Raw genomic sequence first — 18918 nt, 5'->3', positions numbered from 1 at the left:
TCGCCGACCGCCCCCATTGCCGCCTTAGCTCATCTGGTAGAGCAGCGCCCTTGTAAAGCGCAGGTGGTCGGTTCGAGTCCGACAGGCGGCTCAAGGCACCACGCATCGCGTGGTGACGCAGAGTCGGCGGCGCACACGGCGACGCAACTGGGAAAAGGCCCCGCAATGCGGGGCCTTTCGCGTCGGCGCCTGTCGGTGTCCGCAGCCGAGACGGCTGCGGCGCGCTTACCTGTGCTGAGCGGGCACAGGTAAGCGGGAGAGCGGCGCTGCGCATCGGAGTACTGTTGGGGGAGTGTCGCAATCGAAACTGCCCGTGTGGGCTGCTCTGGTCGGGTCGGGCCTTGCGGGCGTGCTCGTCGCCCTGCAGTCCCGCATCAACGGCGGCCTGAGTCAGGAGCTTGGCAACGGGTATGTGACCGCTGCGGCGTCCTTCGGGTCGGGGCTCGTCGTGATGTGCCTCACGATGCTTGTTTCGCGCCGCGGCCGTGCAGGCCTGAGTCAGATACGCACCGAGGTGCGTTCCGGATCACTGCCGCTCTGGACGCTCTTCGGTGGCGCGGGCGGCGCGTTGTTCGTGCTCGCCCAGGGGCTGGTCGCACCGATCACGGGGCTGGCGCTGTTCACCGTCGGCATCGTTGCCGGCCAGGTGCTCGGAGGGCTGGTGCTCGATCGTGTGGGTTTGGGACCGGGGGGTCGAATTGACCCCACCCCGATGCGTATCGCGGGCACCGCACTCGCGATTGTCGCAGTCGCCCTGTCGGTCGGTCTGAGCGGCGTGCACGGTGTCTGGCTGATGGTCTTCCCGGTGGTCATCGGCGCGCTCGTCTCTGCCCAGTCGATGGTGAACGGGTTGGTGCGCGCTGCGGCTCAGAGCGCGATCACGTCGACGTTCGTGAATTTCGTCGTGGGCACGACGATCCTCGTCGTCATGGCAGCGGTATCGGTGGGAGCTACCGGCTGGCCGACGGAGTGGCCCACGGCGCCATACTTCTACATCGGCGGCATTATCGGCACGCTCTTCATCGCCATTGCGGCGATGCTGGTGCGCACCGCGGGTGTGCTGCTGCTCAGCATGTCGAATGTCGCGGGCCAGCTCCTCGCTTCGGTCGCGTTTGAAGCCGGGGCTCCGCTCGCGGGTGGCCTGACGCAGGGCATGATTGCCGGATCAGCGGTGGCGATGCTCGCGGTCGTCGTTGCCGCGCTTCCCGGCCGGCGAAGCTCCGCGGCCTGAGAGTCGGCCCGCTCGGGCCGCGCAGCCGAGTGGCGTGGAAGCCCGGCGCCGCTACTTCGGAGCGCTCAGGTGCTTCGAGACATCGAGCGGCTTACGCGGCTTCTCGGTGCGATCACGCTCCGGGATACCGCCGACGTGCATCCAGCCGAGCAGGTACTCGGGCTTCTTGACCCCGAGCGCCTTGCGTACGGCCTTGCTGCGCGTGTGCGTGCCGCTCTTCCAGATCGACCCCCAACCCGACTCGTGCAGCAGGAGCCCGAGGAAGTGAGCGACGCCGTTCGCGACAGACTCCTGCTCCCACAGGGGCACCTTGCGGCTCTCGCGCGGGCTGACGACGAAGACGAGAATGAGTGGCGCCCGAGTCATCTTGGCGATCTGCTTGCCGCGATCCTCACCCGATGCCTTGGCGAGCCCCTTCGCGAGCTTCTTCCTCGCCTTGCCGCGCAATTCGATCACCCGCCACGGGCGCAGCCGCGAGTGGTCGGCGACGCTGGTCATCGCGCCGATGTACTCCGCGAGTTCTTCGTGGCTCGGCGCCTCATCGGTGACTCGGGAGTGCGAGCGGCGTCGCCTGAGGGCGCGGTAGGCCGGGCCGCCGAACTCGCTCATGCGGGGTCGGCGGAGGCGCCGGGGTCGAAGCTGAGCGAGAGCGAATTCATGCAGTAGCGGTCACCCGTCGGGGTGCCGAAGCCGTCGGGGAAGACGTGGCCCAGATGCGAACCGCATTCGGCGCAGCGCACTTCGGTGCGCACCATGCCAAGGCTGCGATCTTCGAGCAGCTCGACGGCGCCGGGGCGCACGCTCTCGTAGAAGCTCGGCCAGCCGCATCCGGAGTCGAACTTGGTGCCGGCGACGAAGAGCTCGTTGCCGCAGGCGCGGCAGCGGTAGAGGCCGTCGCGCTCCTCATCGAGCAGCTCGCCCGTGCCGGCGCGTTCGGTGCCCTGGTTGCGGAGTACCGCGTACTCCTCTGCGGAAAGCCGTTCGCGCCACTCGCTTTCGCTGAGCTGGAACGGGTAATCGGCCGAGTCGATCGGCTTGCTCATGGCGACCTCCGAAGGGTTGATTGCGCCCGCCCAGTGTACGCCGATGGGGTTCCCGAATGCTGGTGGCTGAACTCATGGGCGAGCGTCACGAGAGAAACCTGAGAAATTGCTTGACGCGTGCCGATCGTTCTGTTTAGTCTGATCTTGGTAAGGCTAACCTAAGTTAGGGAACTTTGATCTCGGTGCGCATGGTCTCGCCTCCGAAGAGAGCATGCGATCACCGTCGATCTTGAGGCTGCCGGTGTCGGGTGGAGCGAGTGCTCTCCGGTGATGTGTTGAACACTCGCCCCACCGGCCGAGCACCTCAAGCGCGGTGCCCGCAATCGGGTACCGGTGATGCGCGGATGGCCACTCGGCTACTCCGCACTGTAACTGCGAAGTGAAGTGAGGACAAGAATATGACGTTCAAGACTCGAGCCACCAAAGTCGCACTGGGAACAGTCGCCGTTGCCGGATTGCTGCTTGCGGGTTCTGCGGGAGCAAATGCACTGAGCTACAGCCCGGGGCCGGCCGTCAGCGGCTCCCCGCTCTCAGTCACCTCGACGAGCACCAGCATCCCCGCCGGAACGTACCGCGTCGGCATTTGCACGAAGGCGAATGTCGGCATCCCTGCTATCGCCCCGGCGTGCGGCGCATTCTCCGCTGACGTCGTGCTCTCGTCAGCCGGGCAGATCGTGAATGCGGCTACCGATGTCGTCAAGCAGACCGGCAACGTGAACGCGCACGCGAGCATTCCGGGTCAGCCTGCGACCTTCAACTGCGCGTCGAACAATTGCGAAGTCGTGATCGTGAATCATGCCACCCGCGCGTTTATCGAGCGTCAGGATCTCGCCTTCTAGCCGAGCCCCGCGGGCCGTCGCACGATGCGTGCGGCGGCCCGCTCCCCTGTCACCCCCCTCGAATTCCGCTGTCACCAGAACCGTCCGAGAAATGGAACCTCAATGAGTCATCCGCACCCGCTTCGACTGGCGGCATCGTCGCCCTCCGCGCTCCCGGTCGCGCGCCGCGCCCCTCGCAGGCATCTCGCTCGACGCCTGATGGCCGGTGCACTTGCCGCGGGAATCGCGCTCGTCGGGATCGGTCTCGACCTCGGTGCGAATGTGCAACCTGCTCGCGCAGCCGATGACGCGGTGTCGATCTCGGAAGGGGCCGTGACGTGGGGGATCAAGGAATCGTGGCGCAACTACATGGGTGGCGGTGAACTCTCTGGCGGGGTCACTGCCTTACCGAGTGGCGAGTACCAGTGGCCGATCGAATCCGGTGCGTTCGACGAGTCAACGCAGACCCTCACGCTCGAACTCGGAGGGTCGGCGCACTACCGCGGGTACTGCGCTGACTCCGGGTTCTGCCAACTCGATTCAACCTTTGAAGATCTCGCACTCGAGATCAGCGCTGATCACCAGGTGATTCGCGGCACCTACATCGGCCGCCCGCAGGGCGATCCCGGCGGCCCGCTCCAGCGATCCGAGAACGGGGTCATCGCCGAACTCGACATCTACGATGCGCAGCCCACGGTTGCCGATGGTATGACAACGTGGTCCGAGATCCCGGCAACAGCCGGAGACGGCATGATCCTGTATTCAGGTGGTATTCCTATCGATCCCGTGTCGATCTCGTATTCGGGACCGGGAGGCAAACCCGATCTTGCCGAGCGATGGGACACCCCGGGGGCGCCGCGCTACACCGCCGGTGCTGAATGGGTGCCGGCGCCGTACCGATTCGGGGAACAACCCGCCGTGTACGCGTCTGCATCGAGCGACGCACTCGTCGCCACCGAGTTCCTCGGGGTATCGAATGGCGCGGCCCGCCTGCGCTTCTCCGCGCTCGATGCGACGACGCTCGAGCCGATCGGGCAAACGGAGATCGCAGCCGGCACTTCCGCCGAAACACAGACCGCCTTCGACCCGAAGACGAACACGGTGTTTTTCATGCAGCGATCAGTGACCACTGATCAGGCACGCATCTCGCTGCACGCAGCCCAGTGGAACTCCGAGACCTCTGCGTTCGACATCAGTGAGCTCTCATCGTTCTCGACGCCGAGAGGGGCAGGCATCGGCATTCCGAATGCTGGCGGTGTGCTGGCGTGGAATGACGTTTCTGAACAGGTGCTCTGGACGACATTTACGAACCAGGCAGGCGAAAACGACTCTCGAACGGACATCGTGCTGCACACGCTGAGCCGTTCCGACGGCGCGTGGGCGCACGAGGAGGCCGGACTCGACCTGCCTGCGGAGGTGCTCGCGGACCCGACTGAACGCAGTGCCGCGACGTTCCTGGTGCAATCGCTGCGATCTGAGCGGAGTTCCGTCAGCCTGTCCGATGGCAGCATGCTCTTTGCATTCGGCAGCACCTATTTCGACGCCGATTGGAACGAGATCAAGCGTCCGATCACCCGGCTCGCTCCGCTGGAAAATGGGCGCTGGAGCGTTGCCTACCTCAAAGATACGGTTGCCCCGGACACGACCGGATACGACGTGGGTCCGAGCGCCTATTCGGCGATCTCACGATCAGCCGACGGCAACATCATGGCGTTCGGCAGCGACTGGTCGGGCACCCTCGGGTACTTGCCGGCAGATGACTACACGGCTGCGATGGAGCACGTCGACCCCTACCCCGACGCGTTCACGTACTCTTCGATGAACGCCGCAGCCGACCCCGTGCACGGGTACGACCTCTCGCTCGACCCGTTCCAAAAGAGCGTCGCTGTGATGAGGGATCACCAGCTCCTGACGGAGTTCTCGATCCCGGTGAATCAGCGCTCGAGCACGTTCCTCGTGACGGGTGATGGCGCCTTGATCACCGCCGTCGAATCCGCAGATGGTGGGCCGCAGCCGCTGCGTCATTACGAGGTCATCGCGACGGCGCCGCAGATCACGCAGCAGCCGGGATCCGCCACCCTCGCACTCACCCAAGGTGCACTCTCATCGTCGACATCGCTCGCGCTCACGATCGACGATGCCGAGGCGGAGGTGCAGTGGCAGCGCAAGTTCCCGGGGCAGCAGCGCTTTGCGAACATCGGAGGCGCCACCGAGGCCACCTACGCGCCGGAACTGACGCTCGAACAGAGCGGTGCTGAGTTCCGAGCTGTGGTGGCGAACGACGCTGGCAGCGTGGTCTCGGAGACGGCGGCCATCACGGTCGTCTCGGCTCCACGTTTCGCTCAGCAGCCGGTCTCGTTGTCGGTGTACGACGGGGACACCGCCGTGTTCACCGCCCCGATCGCAGCCGGCATCGCGGGCGAGCAGCGCTGGGAGCAACGCGTCGATGACACCTGGGTTACTGTCGAGAACGATGACGCACACACTGCTGATGGAGCCACCCTCTCGGTCATCGCATCCGAGGTGGTTGACGGCCAGCAGTTCCGCTCCGTACTGACGAACGAGGTCGGCGAGAACATCTCGGACGCCGTGACCCTCACGGTCGTGCCGAAGGGGACGATTCCCGAGGGCGGATTGACGTACACCGGGGTCGGGTTCGAGTGGGACGGCAATGCCGAGTTGCAGCACCTCGCTCCGACGCGCGTGGCGAACCACTTCAGTGCGGGTGTCTCCGACGGCACCGCCGCGTCGTATCGCAGTTCCGAGGGAAACGTGCGCATTGTGCATGAAACTGCGGGTCAGCGATTCGAAGCGCAGTACGACAATCGCGAGTCTTTCATCGCAGCGGGTGGTCGGCAGCTCGTGGAACTGTCAAACGGTATCGCACAGGTGCAGGCGGATGGTTCTGCCGTCGTGCGTTGGGAAGGCTCCTGGTCGGTCAATATGTACGGCGGACTCGTGCCGTTCACAGTGTCCAACCCGGTGCTCGAGGTAGCGGCCGACGGTACCGGCACGCTCACCGGTGATCTGGCGGGGTACGCCGGCGACATGGCGAACCCCGACCAGAAGACGCCGCTCGAGCCGGTTGCCGGCGCAACCATCGCAACGTTCACCGGGGTGGCGCTCGACACCCTGAACGCCGATACGGTGACGCCCGACTATCGCGGCGTCTCAGTTGATATTCCTTCCGGTGTCGCCGCGGCGCAGTCGCGCATCGGGGCCGATTGGGGGGCCTGGCCGCAGTCATTCGTGAACTTCCAACTCGCGACCGGCCTTTCGTCGTACTGGTACTCCTCGGGAGGCGCCGCCGATGCCAACAAGGTGGCGAATCCCTTCATTATCGACTTCTCATCAGCGAAAGCAGAACAGCCGGTCACCACCGTGTCGGCGCCCCGGATCACCCAGCAGCCGCAGTCCACGACCGCGCAGGTGGGGGGTCGCGCTGAGTTCACCGCGTCGGCTTCGGGGGAGCCGAGCCCGACGGTGCAGTGGCAGAAGCGAGCCGCAATTGCCGTGTCAGAGGCTTCTCGCGCGACTGCGCTCGCCGCAGCCGATGAGGGCTGGACGGACATCACCGGTGCGACCGGTGCGGAATACACGACGCCGTTCCTCGTCCCCGAAGACGTGGGTGCGTGGGAGTTCCGCGCGGTATTCACCAATAGCGAGGGCAGCACCGCGACTGACGCTGCGTCGTTGTCCGTCGCAGCTATCGATGCGGAGAGCGACGCCGAAGCAGATTCCGGGGCAGCTGGGTCGGCGGATGCCGGTGCCGGCACCGCAGGCGGAAGCGAAGGTGGCGCCACGGCAGGCGCGAGTGCGAACGGCGTCGGCAACGCGAGCGGAACTGCCGCTGAAGCTTCGGGCACGAGCGGGGGTTCGCCGCAACCGAGTTCGGCGGAGAGCACTGGTACACGGAGCACTCAGGCTGACTCTCAGGGCGGTTCGGGCGACCTCGCGCGAACGGGCGGAGCCGAACTGGGCACGTTGACCACCGCTGCGGTGCTCGCATTGCTGCTCGGGAGTGGGGTCGTGGTGCTGGCTCGTCGACGTTCGGTTGCGGAACGAGACGCGATCCGGCACCGGCAGCGCTGATCGTCACCGGCCGTGGCCGATGCGGGAGTCGAATGCACTCCGCATCGGCCACGGCTGTTTCGTTGACTGTGCGATTGCTTCACGGACGCCGAATGCCGCGTGCAAGTTGCAACATCCGATGAAAATCGTCAGACTAGAGCCGGTGCTGTGGGTTAGGTGAGCCTCAGCTCAGTCCGATGAGTGTGTTGCTGCATGCGCGGTGGCCGATTCTTGATCAGAAAAGGAGTGCTTTCTTCATGACTGCACAGAAGAGTTGGCGCCGCCTGCTCGCGACTGCGACGGCGGGTCTGCTCGTCGCCGGTGGCGCAGTGATGGTGCCCGCAGTAGCGAACGCCGCACCGGGTGAGGGCGTCGTTGCAGACGCGACCCTGAACTGGGGTGTCAAGACGTCATTCCGCAACTACATCTCAAGCCCCATCGCGAAGGGCACGGCCACGCTGCTCGGGGCAACGACCGGTGCCGGGCCCTACTCTTGGACCGGCGGAACGGGATCCGCGAACCTCGACGGTTCCGACCTCGATGTCGCGTTCGGAGAGAACGACGGCGTGCACTTCCAGGGTCATGCAAGCGGTGACGACTACATTCTCGACCTCGCCTTCACGCAACCGCAGATCAAGGTCACTTCGGCGACGACTGCCGAGCTCTACCTCGATGTCGATGGTCGTGAATATGTGAATACGACGACCGTTGGCGACCGTTACTCGCTTGATGATGTGCACTTCGCCGACTTGGTGCTTCCGGCTCCCACGGTGAGCGGCTCGTCGTACACCTGGACCAATGCTGCCGCAAAGATGACAACCGAAGGCCTCGCAGCATTCGGTGGTTTCTACAACGCATCGACCGCGGATCTCGACCCGCTGACCTTCACCGCCCCGATCGCAGCTGTCCCAGCGACGGAGACCACTACCACGCTTGCTTCGAGCGCGGCATCCGCGACCGCCGGTGACACCGTCGAGCTGACAGCAACCGTGGCCCCCGCGGAAGCGGCGGGCGCTGTGACCTTCAGCAATGGCTCGACCGCTATCGGATCGGCTGTTCCCGTAGCGAACGGCGTCGCGAAGCTCTCCACGACCGAACTGACGGTCGGTGACAATGTCATTACTGCAAAGTTCACCCCGACGGACAGCGCAGCTTTCGCCGCGTCGACCTCCGCCAGCACGACGGTCACCATCACCGAAAAGAAGGTCTGGGCGCCCAAGATCGAGGTCTTCCAGGCTGATGGCGTGACGCCGGTCGGCGACACGCGCGTGTCTGCCGGAGACAAGCTGGTCGTTAAGGGGTCGGGCTTCGATCCTGAGGCCAACGTTGGCGGCCGCGGTGTGCCGATTCCCAACACCCTGCCTCAGGGCACCTATGTGGTGTTCGGTGAATTCGGCGAGAACTGGCAGCCCTCGAAGAGCGCAGCATCTACCGAGCGTCTCGTCGCAACACAGGGATGGGTGCTGACGGAGGGCACTGTTAATCAGATTCCGACCGCCTACCAGGCGACTGTGCGAGCACAGTGGGTGTCGTTGAACGCAGACGGGTCGTTCGAGTGGACGACCACGCTCAAGGATCGCGACACGACCAAGCCTGCTCCGGTCAACGGTAGCTACGGTGTCTTCACCTACGGTGCCGGTGGCGTGAATAACGCTGCTCAGGAACAGGCCGTTCGCGTGAACTACGGTGCTCCGCTCGTCACGACGACGACCACGTTGACCTCGAGCGCAGCCAGCGTGCTGCAGGGTGAGGAAGTCGAGTTGCAAGCCGAGGTCTCGCCTGCTGATCAGGCCGGTACCGTGCAGTTCTCGAACGGTTCGACCGCTCTGGGCGAGCCCGTCGAGGTCAAGGACGGCGTCGCAAAGCTCGTGACCTCGGAACTCCCCGTCGGCGCGAACCAGATCACTGCCGTGTTCACGCCCGCGGATGCTGCGAACGTCGTCAACTCGACGTCCAACACCGTTGATGTTTCGGTCGCTCTGAAACCTGCGATCACCATCGGTGGGCAGGAGCCCAGCGCGGCCAAGGTTCGACAGGGCGAGGCAATTGAGTTCGAGGTCGGGCCCTACGCAGAGGGCAGCGAGTTCGAGGTGTGGATCGATCCGACCGCGCCGGTTGCACGCACTGCCGCTGCGGACGCTGAGCCCGCTGCAAACGAGCCTCTGCAGCTCGACAACGTCGTTGTTGACGCTTCGGGTGTCGCCACGGTGAAGTGGGATGTTCCCGCGGACTTCGCCGCCGGTGACCACGTCATCGAGGTCCGGGGTCAGAATGTGCCCGCAACCTTGCGTGCGAACTTCACGGTCTCCCAGTTCACTCAGTCGACCACCACGCTCACCACGTCCGCCAGCGTCGGCGGCAGCCCGAAGGGTGTGGAATTCGTTGCGACCATCGCTCCGGAGACCGCGACCGGCACGGTGACGTTCACCAACAACGGCGCGACCATCGCGTCGGTTCCCGTTGCAGCCGGCGTGGCTCGGACTACGACTGATCTCGCCAACGGTTCGAACGAGATCGTCGCATCCTTCGCTTCGAGCGATGACACAGTCTCCGACTCCGTGTCCGATGCGCTGGTACTGACGGTCACCGGTGGAACTGACGGCACCGCGGGTTCCGGCTCGAACGGCGCGGCTGATGGAGGCGCGAACGGTGCTGGCACCGGCGCGAATGGCTCGGGCTCCGGCAACACCGGCGGCACGGTCGACTCAGTGGTCACCAAGCCAGCCGTTGCCGGCGCCAAGGGTCTCGCGACCACTGGTGGCGGTGACTTCACCGGCCTGCTCGTCGGCGGCGCATTCGTGCTGCTGCTCGGTGCCGGTCTGATGATCGGACGCCGACGCGCAACTGCGTAACGCGAACGCCACGCAGTTGCGGCCCTGCCATGCTCCTCGGAGTGCGGCAGGGCCGCAACTGTTTCGCTGCATCTACAATCGATGAGGACGAACCCGCTTGGGTGATCCCTCGAACTCACCAGGAGCCCGCTCATGTCTCTGCGATCCCGTCTCCGTGTCGCACTCGCGATGATTGCCACCGGCACGATCGGGTTGACTGGTGTCAGCGCCGTATCATCCGTCGCCTCGGCCGATGACTCGACCGTGGCTCCGCTCGCCTCTGGCGTTGTGATCTCCGACGGCGGCCTGAACTGGGGTGTGAAAGAGTCATTCCGGAGCTACCTCACCGGCCCGATCGCGCACGGTTCGATCAGTGCGTCAGGCGGGGCGACATTCGACGGCTCGAGCTTTCATTGGAACGCCGGTTCGGGCGTGATCTCGGACGCTCTGGACACTGCGCAGATTCAGTTCCCCGCTGATGCGTCGATCCACTTCCTCGGTCATGGGGGAGCACTCGACGTGACGCTTTCACGCCTGGCAATCCAGATCGAATCTCCGACGAAGGCAGTCTTGGTGGCAGATGCGGCGGGTGTCGCGCTCAGCGGCGAGGCCTATGATCTGCACGCGATGCGGGTTGCCACGATGACGTTGAACCAGCCCGTCATCGCTTCGGGCACTGCAACCTGGTCGGCGGCGCCGACGGTTCTGGCGCCCGAGGGTGTTCCGGTCTTCGCGAACTTCTACACGGCGGGAACCGCAATGGATCCCGTGACCTTCTCGGTGCAGGTGCCAGTCGCATCCACGAGCACCCGACTCAGCGCTTCGCCGGTGACGTCAACGGTTGGAACTGCGGTGACGGCGCGTGCCACCGTGCTGCCCGCGGGGGCCTCGGGAACGGTGCAATTCACTGAGCAGGGCAAGCCCGTCGGAACGCCGGTCGTCGTGACGAACGGTATCGCTACGAAGTCATTTTCGTTCAGCACCGCGGGCGCACGCACGCTCGGTGCAGTGTTTGTACCAAGCAACTCGCTGAGTGTCGCAGGCTCATCGGCGCAGGCGTCGGCTTCAGCCAATGCGAAGACGACAACGACCATCAAACTGAGCCCGAGCACGGTTGCATACAACGGGGCTGAGACCATCACCGTGGGCGTGAAACCGTCGGCGAGTGGGGCGGTCGCTGCCGGCATCGCGACCGTTACGGTCGCAGGGAAACGCTACTCCGCTTCGGTGCAAAATGGCGCGGCCGTGATCAAAGTGAATGCGCCGATTTCGGTGGGCACCCAGGCAGTGACTGCATCGTTCGCGCCCGCGAAGGGCAGCTATGCTCTCGCGTCGACCACGACGGCGAATCTCAAGGTGGCGAAAGCTACGCCGTCAGTGAGCGCGAAGCTCGCGAAGTCAACAGTGACGACGAAGCAGGCTGCAAAGATCTCGGTCGGGGTAAAAGTTCCAGGAACGCTCAAAGCGCAAGTCTCGAAGCTGCGCATCGAGGTCTACGACGGGTCGAAGAAAATCTCGACGTCGACGCTGAGCACGACCGGAGCCGCTCAGGTAAGCCTTCCGAAGTTGAAGGCCGGGGTGCACAAACTCAAAGTGAAGTTTGTCGGCAACGCGAATCTCAACGCGAAATATAGCGCGGTTGCGACGTTGACCGTCAAAAAGTAGACGACTGCACTTGGGTGGTCTTCGGCTCGGGTGCAATTTCGATGCCCTGGACGGCCCGAAAACTTGCATCATCTGATGAGGCGGACCAGACTAGAAGTTGGATTACTTAGGTGAACCTCACCTTGGGCAGACATTGCGCCGAGTGAGTGAGGAGCGAAGGATCCGGTCGACGTCGTCTCACAAAGGATTATTCGTGTCTGCTCGCACGCGCTTCATCAGAACCAGCTCCCTCGGGATCATTGGACTGCTCGTAGCTGGTGCGGTGTACAGCGGTGGATCGGCAGCGTACGCCGTCGGTGGATCAGTCGGAGGCTCGATCGGTGCAATCGAGTCGGTCGACGAGGCATCGTCGGCCAGTGAGGCGACGAACGACCCCGCGGCCGATGCATCGGACCCGGTGTCGGAGGCCGAAGGCACAACTGAGATTGAGGCGCCCGCAGCCCCCGCGCCGGTCGCGGATGCGGCCCCGGTCGAGGTGGCACCGGCGCCCGAGGCGACCGTGCTCCCTGAATCAACCGATGTGACCGAGCCCGTCGATGCCGCGGCGGGACTGGACGTACCTGCTCCGAACGCGGCTGACACGGCGACGTTGCAGTGGGGCGTGAAAACGTCGTTCCGAAACTACATCACGAGCCCGATTGCCAAGGGAACGATCACCCCACTCGGCGCCACGACGGGGACTGACACCTTCTCGTGGACCAGCGGATCGGTTGTGGAACCACAGGGCAATGATGCCACCGGACTTGAAATCGAATTCGGTGCTGTCGACGGCGTGCATTTCCAGGGCCATGCCAGCGGCAGCGACTTCATTCTTGATCTCGCCTTCACCCACCCGAAGATCAAGGTGACCTCATCGACAACGGCCGAGTTGTATCTGGACGTGGATGGTCGCGAATTCGTCGACACGACGACGGTGGGCGACTATTACTCGCTCGACGACGTGCACTTCGCCGATGTCACTCTGCCGGCTTACACACAGAGCGGCTCGACGTACACGTGGGCCAACGCCGACGCAACGATGACCGCAGACGGGCTTGAAGCGTTCGGCGGTTTCTACAACGCGACCACCGCGGGCCTGGACCCGATCACGTTCAGCGCCGACATTGAAACCCCTGTCGAAGGGCCGAAGGGGGAGAATACGACTGTCGCACTCTCAGCCACTCCGTCCTCGAAGTTTGTCGGTGCTGAGGTCGCGCTCGAAGCGAAGGTGGCGCCGGCCGAAGCGCTGGGTACGGTGCAGTTCTCCGAGAACGGCATCGCGATCGGAGCGCCGGTGGCCGTGCAACGCGGAAGCGCGAAGTACACGGCGAAGCCGACGAAGGCGGGCAACTTCGAATACCGCGCGTCGTTCACACCGACCGATACGAATCAATTCTTGGCATCGAAGTCAGTCGATCCCGTCACGGTGAGTCTCACCGAAGAGGTCACCGGCGCGAAGGGCACCCTGCAGTGGGGCGTCAAAGAGTCATTCCGGACCTACATCACCGGCAATATCGCGCATGGTGAGATCCGGGCGAGCGGAGGCGCGAAGCAGGCGAACGGCAACGGCGTCTTCACCTTCCCGCAGGCGTCCACTGAGAAGTGGAACGGGAAGACTGGTTCGGTGAAGTACGCCGGAACGGTGAATTTTACGGGCCACGGTGGCATCCTCAACGTCGACGTTCGCAACCCGGAGATCGTCGTCAAGAACGAGAAGTCCGCTGAATTGCGCATTCCATTCGGCACGAATCAGACCTTGACGGTGGCGACGATCGACCTGAGTAAGGCAACGCGCAGCACGCTCGCGGGCGGTGCGGTCAAGTTCGAGAACGCGAAGGCGACGCTGACCAACGACGGTTCGAGCAAGTTCTTCAGCTACGAGTTCAAACCGGGTGAACTGACCGAGTTCTACAAGCCCGGTCAGCAACTGGACGATATTACGTTCATCATCGGGGCCGACAGCGGGGCGAAGCCGTCGGAGCCCACGACGAATCCGTCGAAGCCGACGACCCCGTCGAAGAACGATCCCGCGACGCCCACCGCACCCGTCGCGACCGATGGTGCGGCTGCCGGGTCGATGAATTGGGGAGTTTCCTCGTACTTCGTCGGCTACACCACGCAGAAGTCGGGCCCGTCGTGCCCGACCGCGGGCAAACACTGCGCCGGTGGCTCCATTGATCAGTCCGGTGTGGGTGGCGACGCCGGGTCGGGCTGGTCGTTCCCGCAGGCCGTGAGTTCCAGTTGGAACACGGCTGCGCAGACGGGCACCGTGCAGTACTCGGGTTCGGTGCTGTTCAAGGGCTACGGGCAGACCATGTTCCAGGTCGTGAACCCCTCGATCACGGTGAACAGCGCAAGTTCGGCGACGCTCTCGACCGGTAACAGTACCCGCTACGGCCCCCAGTCGGTGCAGCTGAATCTTGCGAGCGCTGCGAAGTCGGTCGGCGCCAGCGGTGAGGTGACCTGGAGCGGAGTCACTGTCGAGGGCTCGATGATGGGCATCTCCGACAGTCAGGTGATCGGCTTCGACAACCTGAGCTTCACTGTCGGTTCGGCCGCGCAGGTCAGCTACGGGTCCGCCTCGGCGGGCGAAGGCGCGAAAGACAAGAAGACCTATACCCCAGCGGCCACGGCTCCGGCGACGACCGGGGTCACGGTGATCACCGACCCCGACAAGATCAAGCCGGGCGGTCGCATCGAGATCGAGGCCTCAGGCTTCGATGCCGAGGATGAGGGCGTGCTCGTCGTGCTCTATTCCGACCCGATCGTGCTCGATGACGCGGCGAAAGCTGACAAAAACGGTGTCGTGCGCTGGTCGGGAACGCTGCCGAAAGACGTGACCGGCACGCATACGATCACCATCCAAGGCAGTTCGAATGCGGGTGCCGTGATCGATATCGTCGACGAAAAGACCAAGAAGAAGGCCTCGCAGTCGAAGGCCGAGCAGGATGAGCAGCAGCTCACCGCGCAAGCAGTGCAGGATCGCGCTGCCGCCGCAGGGTTCCTCCCCACCGCGGGCGGCATGGCACTCTGGGAGTGGTGGGCCAGCGCGGGCGGCCTCGTCGCGATCGCCGCGTGCATGACACTGCTCGCGATCCGACAGCGTCGCCACTCCGCGTAGCCGCGCACCATCCGTGCTGACTTTCACCCGCAACTGAGACACAGGAGAACTATCCGTGAACGCCCGAATCCGCCGCTCCGGCGCACTCCTCGCCGGAGCCGCAATGATCGGCGGGCTGCTGCTCGCCCCGACCGCAGCGCAGGCCCAGCCGGTACGTGCCGAGAGCGCGACTGCGGGCACCTGCGAGGTCAGCGGTGGATCGTTCACCTGGGGTGTGAAAGAGAGCTTCCGCGCGTACATCAGTGGCAGCATCGCGAACGGATCGTGGGAGGAGAGCGACGGCGCCACCTACGAGACGCCGAACTTCTCGTGGGGCGGCGCGACCGGAAGCATCGACCCTGAGACGGGCGAGGGTTCGGTATCGTTCACCGGTACGGTGCACTTCACCGGCCACGACGGCGTGCTCGATCTCACGCTCGCGAACCCGACGATCGAGTTCGAGGGTGACGGCTCGGCGGCGTTGCTGCTCGATGCGCGCAGCAACGACATGGAGGGCGAGGTCGCGATCGACGCGACGCAGGAGTGGGTCGGTGACGTGACGGTGCCGGATCAGCTCGGCGTGAGCGACAACGCGCTGCAGCTGCAAGACCTGCCCACGAAGCTCACGAACTCCGGGGCGAAGGCGTTCGCCGGATTCTACGAGGCCGACATCGATCTCGACCCGATCGCGGTCGACCTGCAGTTCGCGAGCTGCGCGGATTCCGCGGGCGGCTCGGCGAGTGCGGCCGGTGACGGCTCAGCAGCGAACTCGGACGATACTGCGCTCGAGGCCCCCGTGGCGACGCAGACCCCCAACCCGGTGGAGGCGTCGAACGACATTCCATGGCTCCCGATCATCATCGGCGGCATCGCCATTCTGGTCATCGGGATCACCGGCGGCATTCTGCTGGGCGGGCGCAAGCCCAAGTCTGCGGCGCCCTCAGTCGCCCCGCATACCGATGCCGCGCAGCAGCCGCAGAACCCGCAAGCCACCGAGAAGCTGTTCGGAGACGAGCAGTGACGCGCGGTCGGCGTATCCCGGCAACCGCGGCGGCGATCCTGACCGCCGCGCTGCTGCTCGCTGGCTGCTCGACTGCCGCGAACGGTGGGGGAGATACGGCGTCCGGTGGGTCTGCGCAGCCGACGGTACCGCTCGCCGAACTGCAGACGCTCGACGACCCGAAAGCGTTTGAGGGGCCCTCGACGGCGGTGCTGCAGCACTCCGAGATCGAGCCGATCGCCGACAACCCGGCGCAGTCGCTGCCGGCGACCGTGCCGTCATACGCGACTGACGGGTCGAGCAGCGACGTCGTCATCGAGTCGACCGACAAGGTGGTTGCCGCAGATCTTGGCGGCAACATCTCCGTGACGATCGCCGGCCTCGGCTTCGCCGACAGCCTCGTCGGCGTCGATCAGTCGACCACCCTCGAGAGTCTGAGCGCCCTGCCGCGGGTCACGAGCGGAGGCCACACGGTGAACGCCGAGGCCATCATCGACCTCCACCCCGACCTCGTCATCACCGACGGCACGGTCGGCCCGCGCGACGTGATTGAACAGCTCCAAGACGTGGGCATCCAGGTCGTCTTCGTGCAGAACGAAGCGTCGTTCGCGGGCGCCGAGGATCTCACGCGGCAGGTCGCTGCGATTTACGGCAGCCCCGAGACCGGGGAGCAGCTCGCCCAGCGCATCGCGAGCGAGGTCGACGCGAAGAAGGCCGAGATCGCGAAGATCGCTCCCGAGAACGCCGACGGCAAACTGCGCATCGCGTTCGTCTACCTGCGCGGCACCGCGGGCGTTTACTACCTCTTCGGCAAGGAGTCGGGCGCAGATCAGCTCATCGAGGCGCTCGGCGGCGTCGACGTCGCGACCGACATGGGCTGGGACGGCATGAAACCGATGACCGACGAGGCGCTCGTCAAGGCGAACCCCGATCTCATCCTTGTAATGACGAAGGGCATCGAGTCGGTCGGCGGCGTCGATGGGCTGCTCGAGGAGAAGCCGGCCATCGCCGTGACGACCGCGGGCGAGCACCGGCGGTTCGTCGATATGGAAGACGGCACGATCCTCTCATTCGGCCCGCGCTCGGCAGACATTCTCGACGCTCTTGCCCGGGCGATCTACGCGCCCGTGGCCGAATAACTCGGCACCCGACTGCGCGCCGCGGCGTCGATACAATAGAACACTGTGTCGGCGCCCTCGCGGCCGCAGCGGCACCCACCGCACAGAAAGCAGCACGTGACGAACGCCACCCAACGGATTCTCGGCCGCCGCAGCGCGGGCCGCGGAGCCATCGTCATCATCGCGGCGGCGATCTTGCTCGCGATCGGCATCGTGCTCTCTGCCGGCATGGGGCAGCTCTCGATCGGGCCCGCTGAGGTCATCGGCTCCATCCTGCAGAAGCTCGGGATCACCAACAGCTGGGCGCCCACCGACGACCTGATGGATCGCACACTGTGGCAGATCCGCTTCCCGCGCGTCGTCATGTCTCTGCTCGTCGGTGCCGCACTCGCGGTCGCCGGCGCCGTGATGCAGGCGATCTTCGGCAACCCGCTCGCGGAGCCCGGTGTCGTCGGCGTGTCATCGGGTGCAGCGCTGGGCGCCTCGGCGTCGATCACCCTTGGCGTCACCGCCTTCGGAAACTGGACTGTCGCGGTCTTCGCGTTCGCCGGAGGGCTCGCGGCCACCCTCATCGTGTACCTCACGGCTCGGGCTCAGGGGCGCACCGAGATCGTCACGCTGCTGCTGACCGGCGTCGCGATCAACGCCTTCGCCGGGGCCGGTATGGCGCTCTTCACATTCATCGGCGACACGGCCAGCCGCGAGCAGATCGTGTTCTGGCAGCTCGGGTCGCTCAACGGGTCGCGCTGGAACGAAGTCGTCATCGTTGCACTCGTCGCCGCGATCGCCGCATTCGTGGCGATCCTGCTCGCCGACCAGTACGACCTGCTCTCGCTCGGCGATCGCACCGCGGCCCATCTCGGTGTTCGCGTGGAACGCCTGCGCATCGTCTCGATCGTGCTGGTGTCGCTGCTGACGGGCGTCGGCGTCGCGTTCGTCGGCGTCATCTCGTTCGTGGGCCTCGTCGTACCGCACCTGATGCGGATGATTCTGGGGCCATCGCATCGTATGCTCCTGCTCGCCTCCCTCCTGGGCGGCGGCGTGCTGCTGATCTACGCCGACCTGCTGGCGCGCACCCTCGTCGACGGTGCGGACCTGCCGATCGGCATGCTCACGTCGCTGGTCGGTGGGCCATTCTTCTTCTGGCTGATCCGCCGCAACCGCAAACGCGCAGGAGGATGGGCATGAGTGTCTCGACGACTCCGGAGCCCCGCCCCGGCCAGGTTGCGCAGCAGGTCACCGGTGTGAGCTATCACGTCGGCGAGTTGGCAATCCTCTCCGATGTGACGCTCGACGTGCGCTACGGCGAGGTGCTCGCGCTCGTCGGCCCGAACGGTGCGGGCAAATCGACGCTGCTCAGCGTGCTGTGCGGCGATGTGACTCCGAGTGCCGGATCCGTGACGTTTGACGACCGGGAGATGCACGCGTGGCCCGCCCGCGAATTGGCCCGCGCCCGCGCGGTGCTGCTGCAAGCGAATCAGGTGGCGTTCTCGTTCACCGCGCAGCAGGTCATCGACATGGGGCGGGCGCCGTGGATCGGTACTCTGCAGTCCGATGACGACGAGCGAGCGATCCACGATGCAACTGTCGCCGCCGATGTCGCCCACCTCACCGGACGCGGGTTTCCGCATCTCTCCGGTGGTGAGAAAGCGCGAGTGTCGCTCGCTCGCGTACTCGCCCAAGAGACGCGCGTCGTGCTGCTCGACGAACCCACGGCAGCGCTCGACCTCAAGCACCAGGAAGCCGTGCTGCAGATCGCGCGCCAGCTCGCCGCCGCCGGTCGCGCCGTCATCGTCGTGCTCCACGACCTGTCGCTCGCCGGCGCCTACGCCGACGAGGTGGCGATCCTCGCGGGCGGTGCGCTCGTTGCACGCGGCGCGCCCGGTGCGGTGCTCACGGAGCAGCGCATTGCCGACGTCTACGGCGCGCCCGTGCGAGTGATCCCGGACCCCGACACGGGGCGACCGATTGTGATACCGCGCCGCAATCACTGACGCTGTCATCGAACTGGCAGGTCGCGGCAGGTAGTGTGGGGGCATCTCGCCCCGCGAGTGGCGTGCAT

At 65.3% G+C, this 18918-nt stretch carries 12 protein-coding genes and 1 tRNA gene; 11 read left to right on the top strand and 2 right to left on the bottom strand.

Going from position 1 to position 18918, the window contains the following annotated elements:
* Positions 1-18: 18 nt before the first annotated feature.
* Both ACZF5Y_RS12870 and ACZF5Y_RS12865 read left to right on the top strand, forming a co-directional pair.
* Positions 19-91 (top strand) — tRNA-Thr (locus tag ACZF5Y_RS12870).
* Between the two features lie 201 nt (positions 92-292).
* Positions 293-1231 carry a DMT family transporter gene (locus tag ACZF5Y_RS12865; protein WP_497533025.1) on the top strand — a complete coding sequence of 313 codons (939 nt, stop codon included), beginning with the start codon at positions 293-295 and terminating at the stop codon, positions 1229-1231.
* 51 nt (positions 1232-1282) lie between these two features.
* Here the strand turns inward: ACZF5Y_RS12865 and ACZF5Y_RS12860 are convergent, their stop codons facing one another.
* Positions 1283-1840 carry a nitroreductase family protein gene (locus ACZF5Y_RS12860; RefSeq protein WP_497533024.1) on the bottom strand — a complete coding sequence of 186 codons (558 nt, stop codon included), beginning with the start codon at positions 1838-1840 and terminating at the stop codon, positions 1283-1285.
* Complete coding sequence (msrB, locus tag ACZF5Y_RS12855) at positions 1837-2274, bottom strand: peptide-methionine (R)-S-oxide reductase MsrB (RefSeq protein ID WP_497533023.1); 438 nt, start codon at positions 2272-2274, stop codon at positions 1837-1839. The genes ACZF5Y_RS12860 and msrB overlap by 4 nt, the downstream gene beginning before the upstream one ends.
* A gap of 398 nt (positions 2275-2672) precedes the next feature.
* Here msrB and ACZF5Y_RS12850 point away from each other — a divergent pair, with 398 nt between their 5' ends.
* From ACZF5Y_RS12850 to ACZF5Y_RS12810, 9 genes are all read left to right on the top strand, one after another.
* On the top strand, positions 2673-3113 hold the full coding sequence (locus tag ACZF5Y_RS12850; RefSeq protein ID WP_497533022.1) for a hypothetical protein: 441 nt from the start codon (positions 2673-2675) through the stop codon (positions 3111-3113).
* Positions 3114-3215: 102 nt separating this feature from the next.
* Positions 3216-7184 (top strand): HtaA domain-containing protein, encoded by a 3969-nt coding sequence (locus tag ACZF5Y_RS12845; RefSeq protein ID WP_497533021.1) that lies wholly within the window; start codon positions 3216-3218, stop codon positions 7182-7184.
* Positions 7185-7420: 236 nt separating this feature from the next.
* On the top strand, positions 7421-10015 hold the full coding sequence (locus tag ACZF5Y_RS12840) for an HtaA domain-containing protein (RefSeq protein WP_497533020.1): 2595 nt from the start codon (positions 7421-7423) through the stop codon (positions 10013-10015).
* Positions 10016-10147: 132 nt separating this feature from the next.
* Positions 10148-11659: an HtaA domain-containing protein gene (locus tag ACZF5Y_RS12835; protein ID WP_497533019.1), complete on the top strand. Its 1512-nt coding sequence runs from the start codon at positions 10148-10150 to the stop codon at positions 11657-11659.
* 193 nt (positions 11660-11852) lie between these two features.
* Positions 11853-14759 carry an HtaA domain-containing protein gene (locus tag ACZF5Y_RS12830; RefSeq protein WP_497533018.1) on the top strand — a complete coding sequence of 969 codons (2907 nt, stop codon included), beginning with the start codon at positions 11853-11855 and terminating at the stop codon, positions 14757-14759.
* 55 nt (positions 14760-14814) lie between these two features.
* Complete coding sequence (locus ACZF5Y_RS12825; RefSeq protein ID WP_497533017.1) at positions 14815-15759, top strand: HtaA domain-containing protein; 945 nt, start codon at positions 14815-14817, stop codon at positions 15757-15759.
* The gene (locus tag ACZF5Y_RS12820) at positions 15756-16877 is read left to right on the top strand and encodes a heme/hemin ABC transporter substrate-binding protein (protein WP_497533016.1); all 1122 of its coding nucleotides are present in this window, start codon (positions 15756-15758) and stop codon (positions 16875-16877) included. Before ACZF5Y_RS12825 ends, ACZF5Y_RS12820 begins: the two co-directional genes overlap by 4 nt.
* A 96-nt stretch (positions 16878-16973) precedes the next feature.
* On the top strand, positions 16974-18044 hold the full coding sequence (locus tag ACZF5Y_RS12815; protein WP_497533015.1) for a FecCD family ABC transporter permease: 1071 nt from the start codon (positions 16974-16976) through the stop codon (positions 18042-18044).
* Positions 18041-18850 carry a heme ABC transporter ATP-binding protein gene (locus ACZF5Y_RS12810; protein ID WP_497533014.1) on the top strand — a complete coding sequence of 270 codons (810 nt, stop codon included), beginning with the start codon at positions 18041-18043 and terminating at the stop codon, positions 18848-18850. Before ACZF5Y_RS12815 ends, ACZF5Y_RS12810 begins: the two co-directional genes overlap by 4 nt.
* Positions 18851-18918: the final 68 nt, after the last annotated feature.

This window comes from Leucobacter sp. WKLB1 (assembly GCF_059696215.1).
This window is presented reverse-complemented; position numbering and strand designations above follow the sequence as displayed.

Bases quoted from the DNA above. Each gene is read 5' to 3' on its own strand.
- ACZF5Y_RS12860 (WP_497533024.1), bottom strand. From the start codon at position 1,840: ATGAGCGAGTTCGGCGGCCCGGCCTACCGCGCCCTCAGGCGACGCCGC.
- msrB (WP_497533023.1), bottom strand. From the start codon at position 2,274: ATGAGCAAGCCGATCGACTCGGCCGATTACCCGTTCCAGCTCAGCGAA.
- ACZF5Y_RS12850 (WP_497533022.1), top strand. From the start codon at position 2,673: ATGACGTTCAAGACTCGAGCCACCAAAGTCGCACTGGGAACAGTCGCC.
- ACZF5Y_RS12845 (WP_497533021.1), top strand. From the start codon at position 3,216: ATGAGTCATCCGCACCCGCTTCGACTGGCGGCATCGTCGCCCTCCGCG.
- ACZF5Y_RS12840 (WP_497533020.1), top strand. From the start codon at position 7,421: ATGACTGCACAGAAGAGTTGGCGCCGCCTGCTCGCGACTGCGACGGCG.
- ACZF5Y_RS12835 (WP_497533019.1), top strand. From the start codon at position 10,148: ATGTCTCTGCGATCCCGTCTCCGTGTCGCACTCGCGATGATTGCCACC.
- ACZF5Y_RS12810 (WP_497533014.1), top strand. From the start codon at position 18,041: ATGAGTGTCTCGACGACTCCGGAGCCCCGCCCCGGCCAGGTTGCGCAG.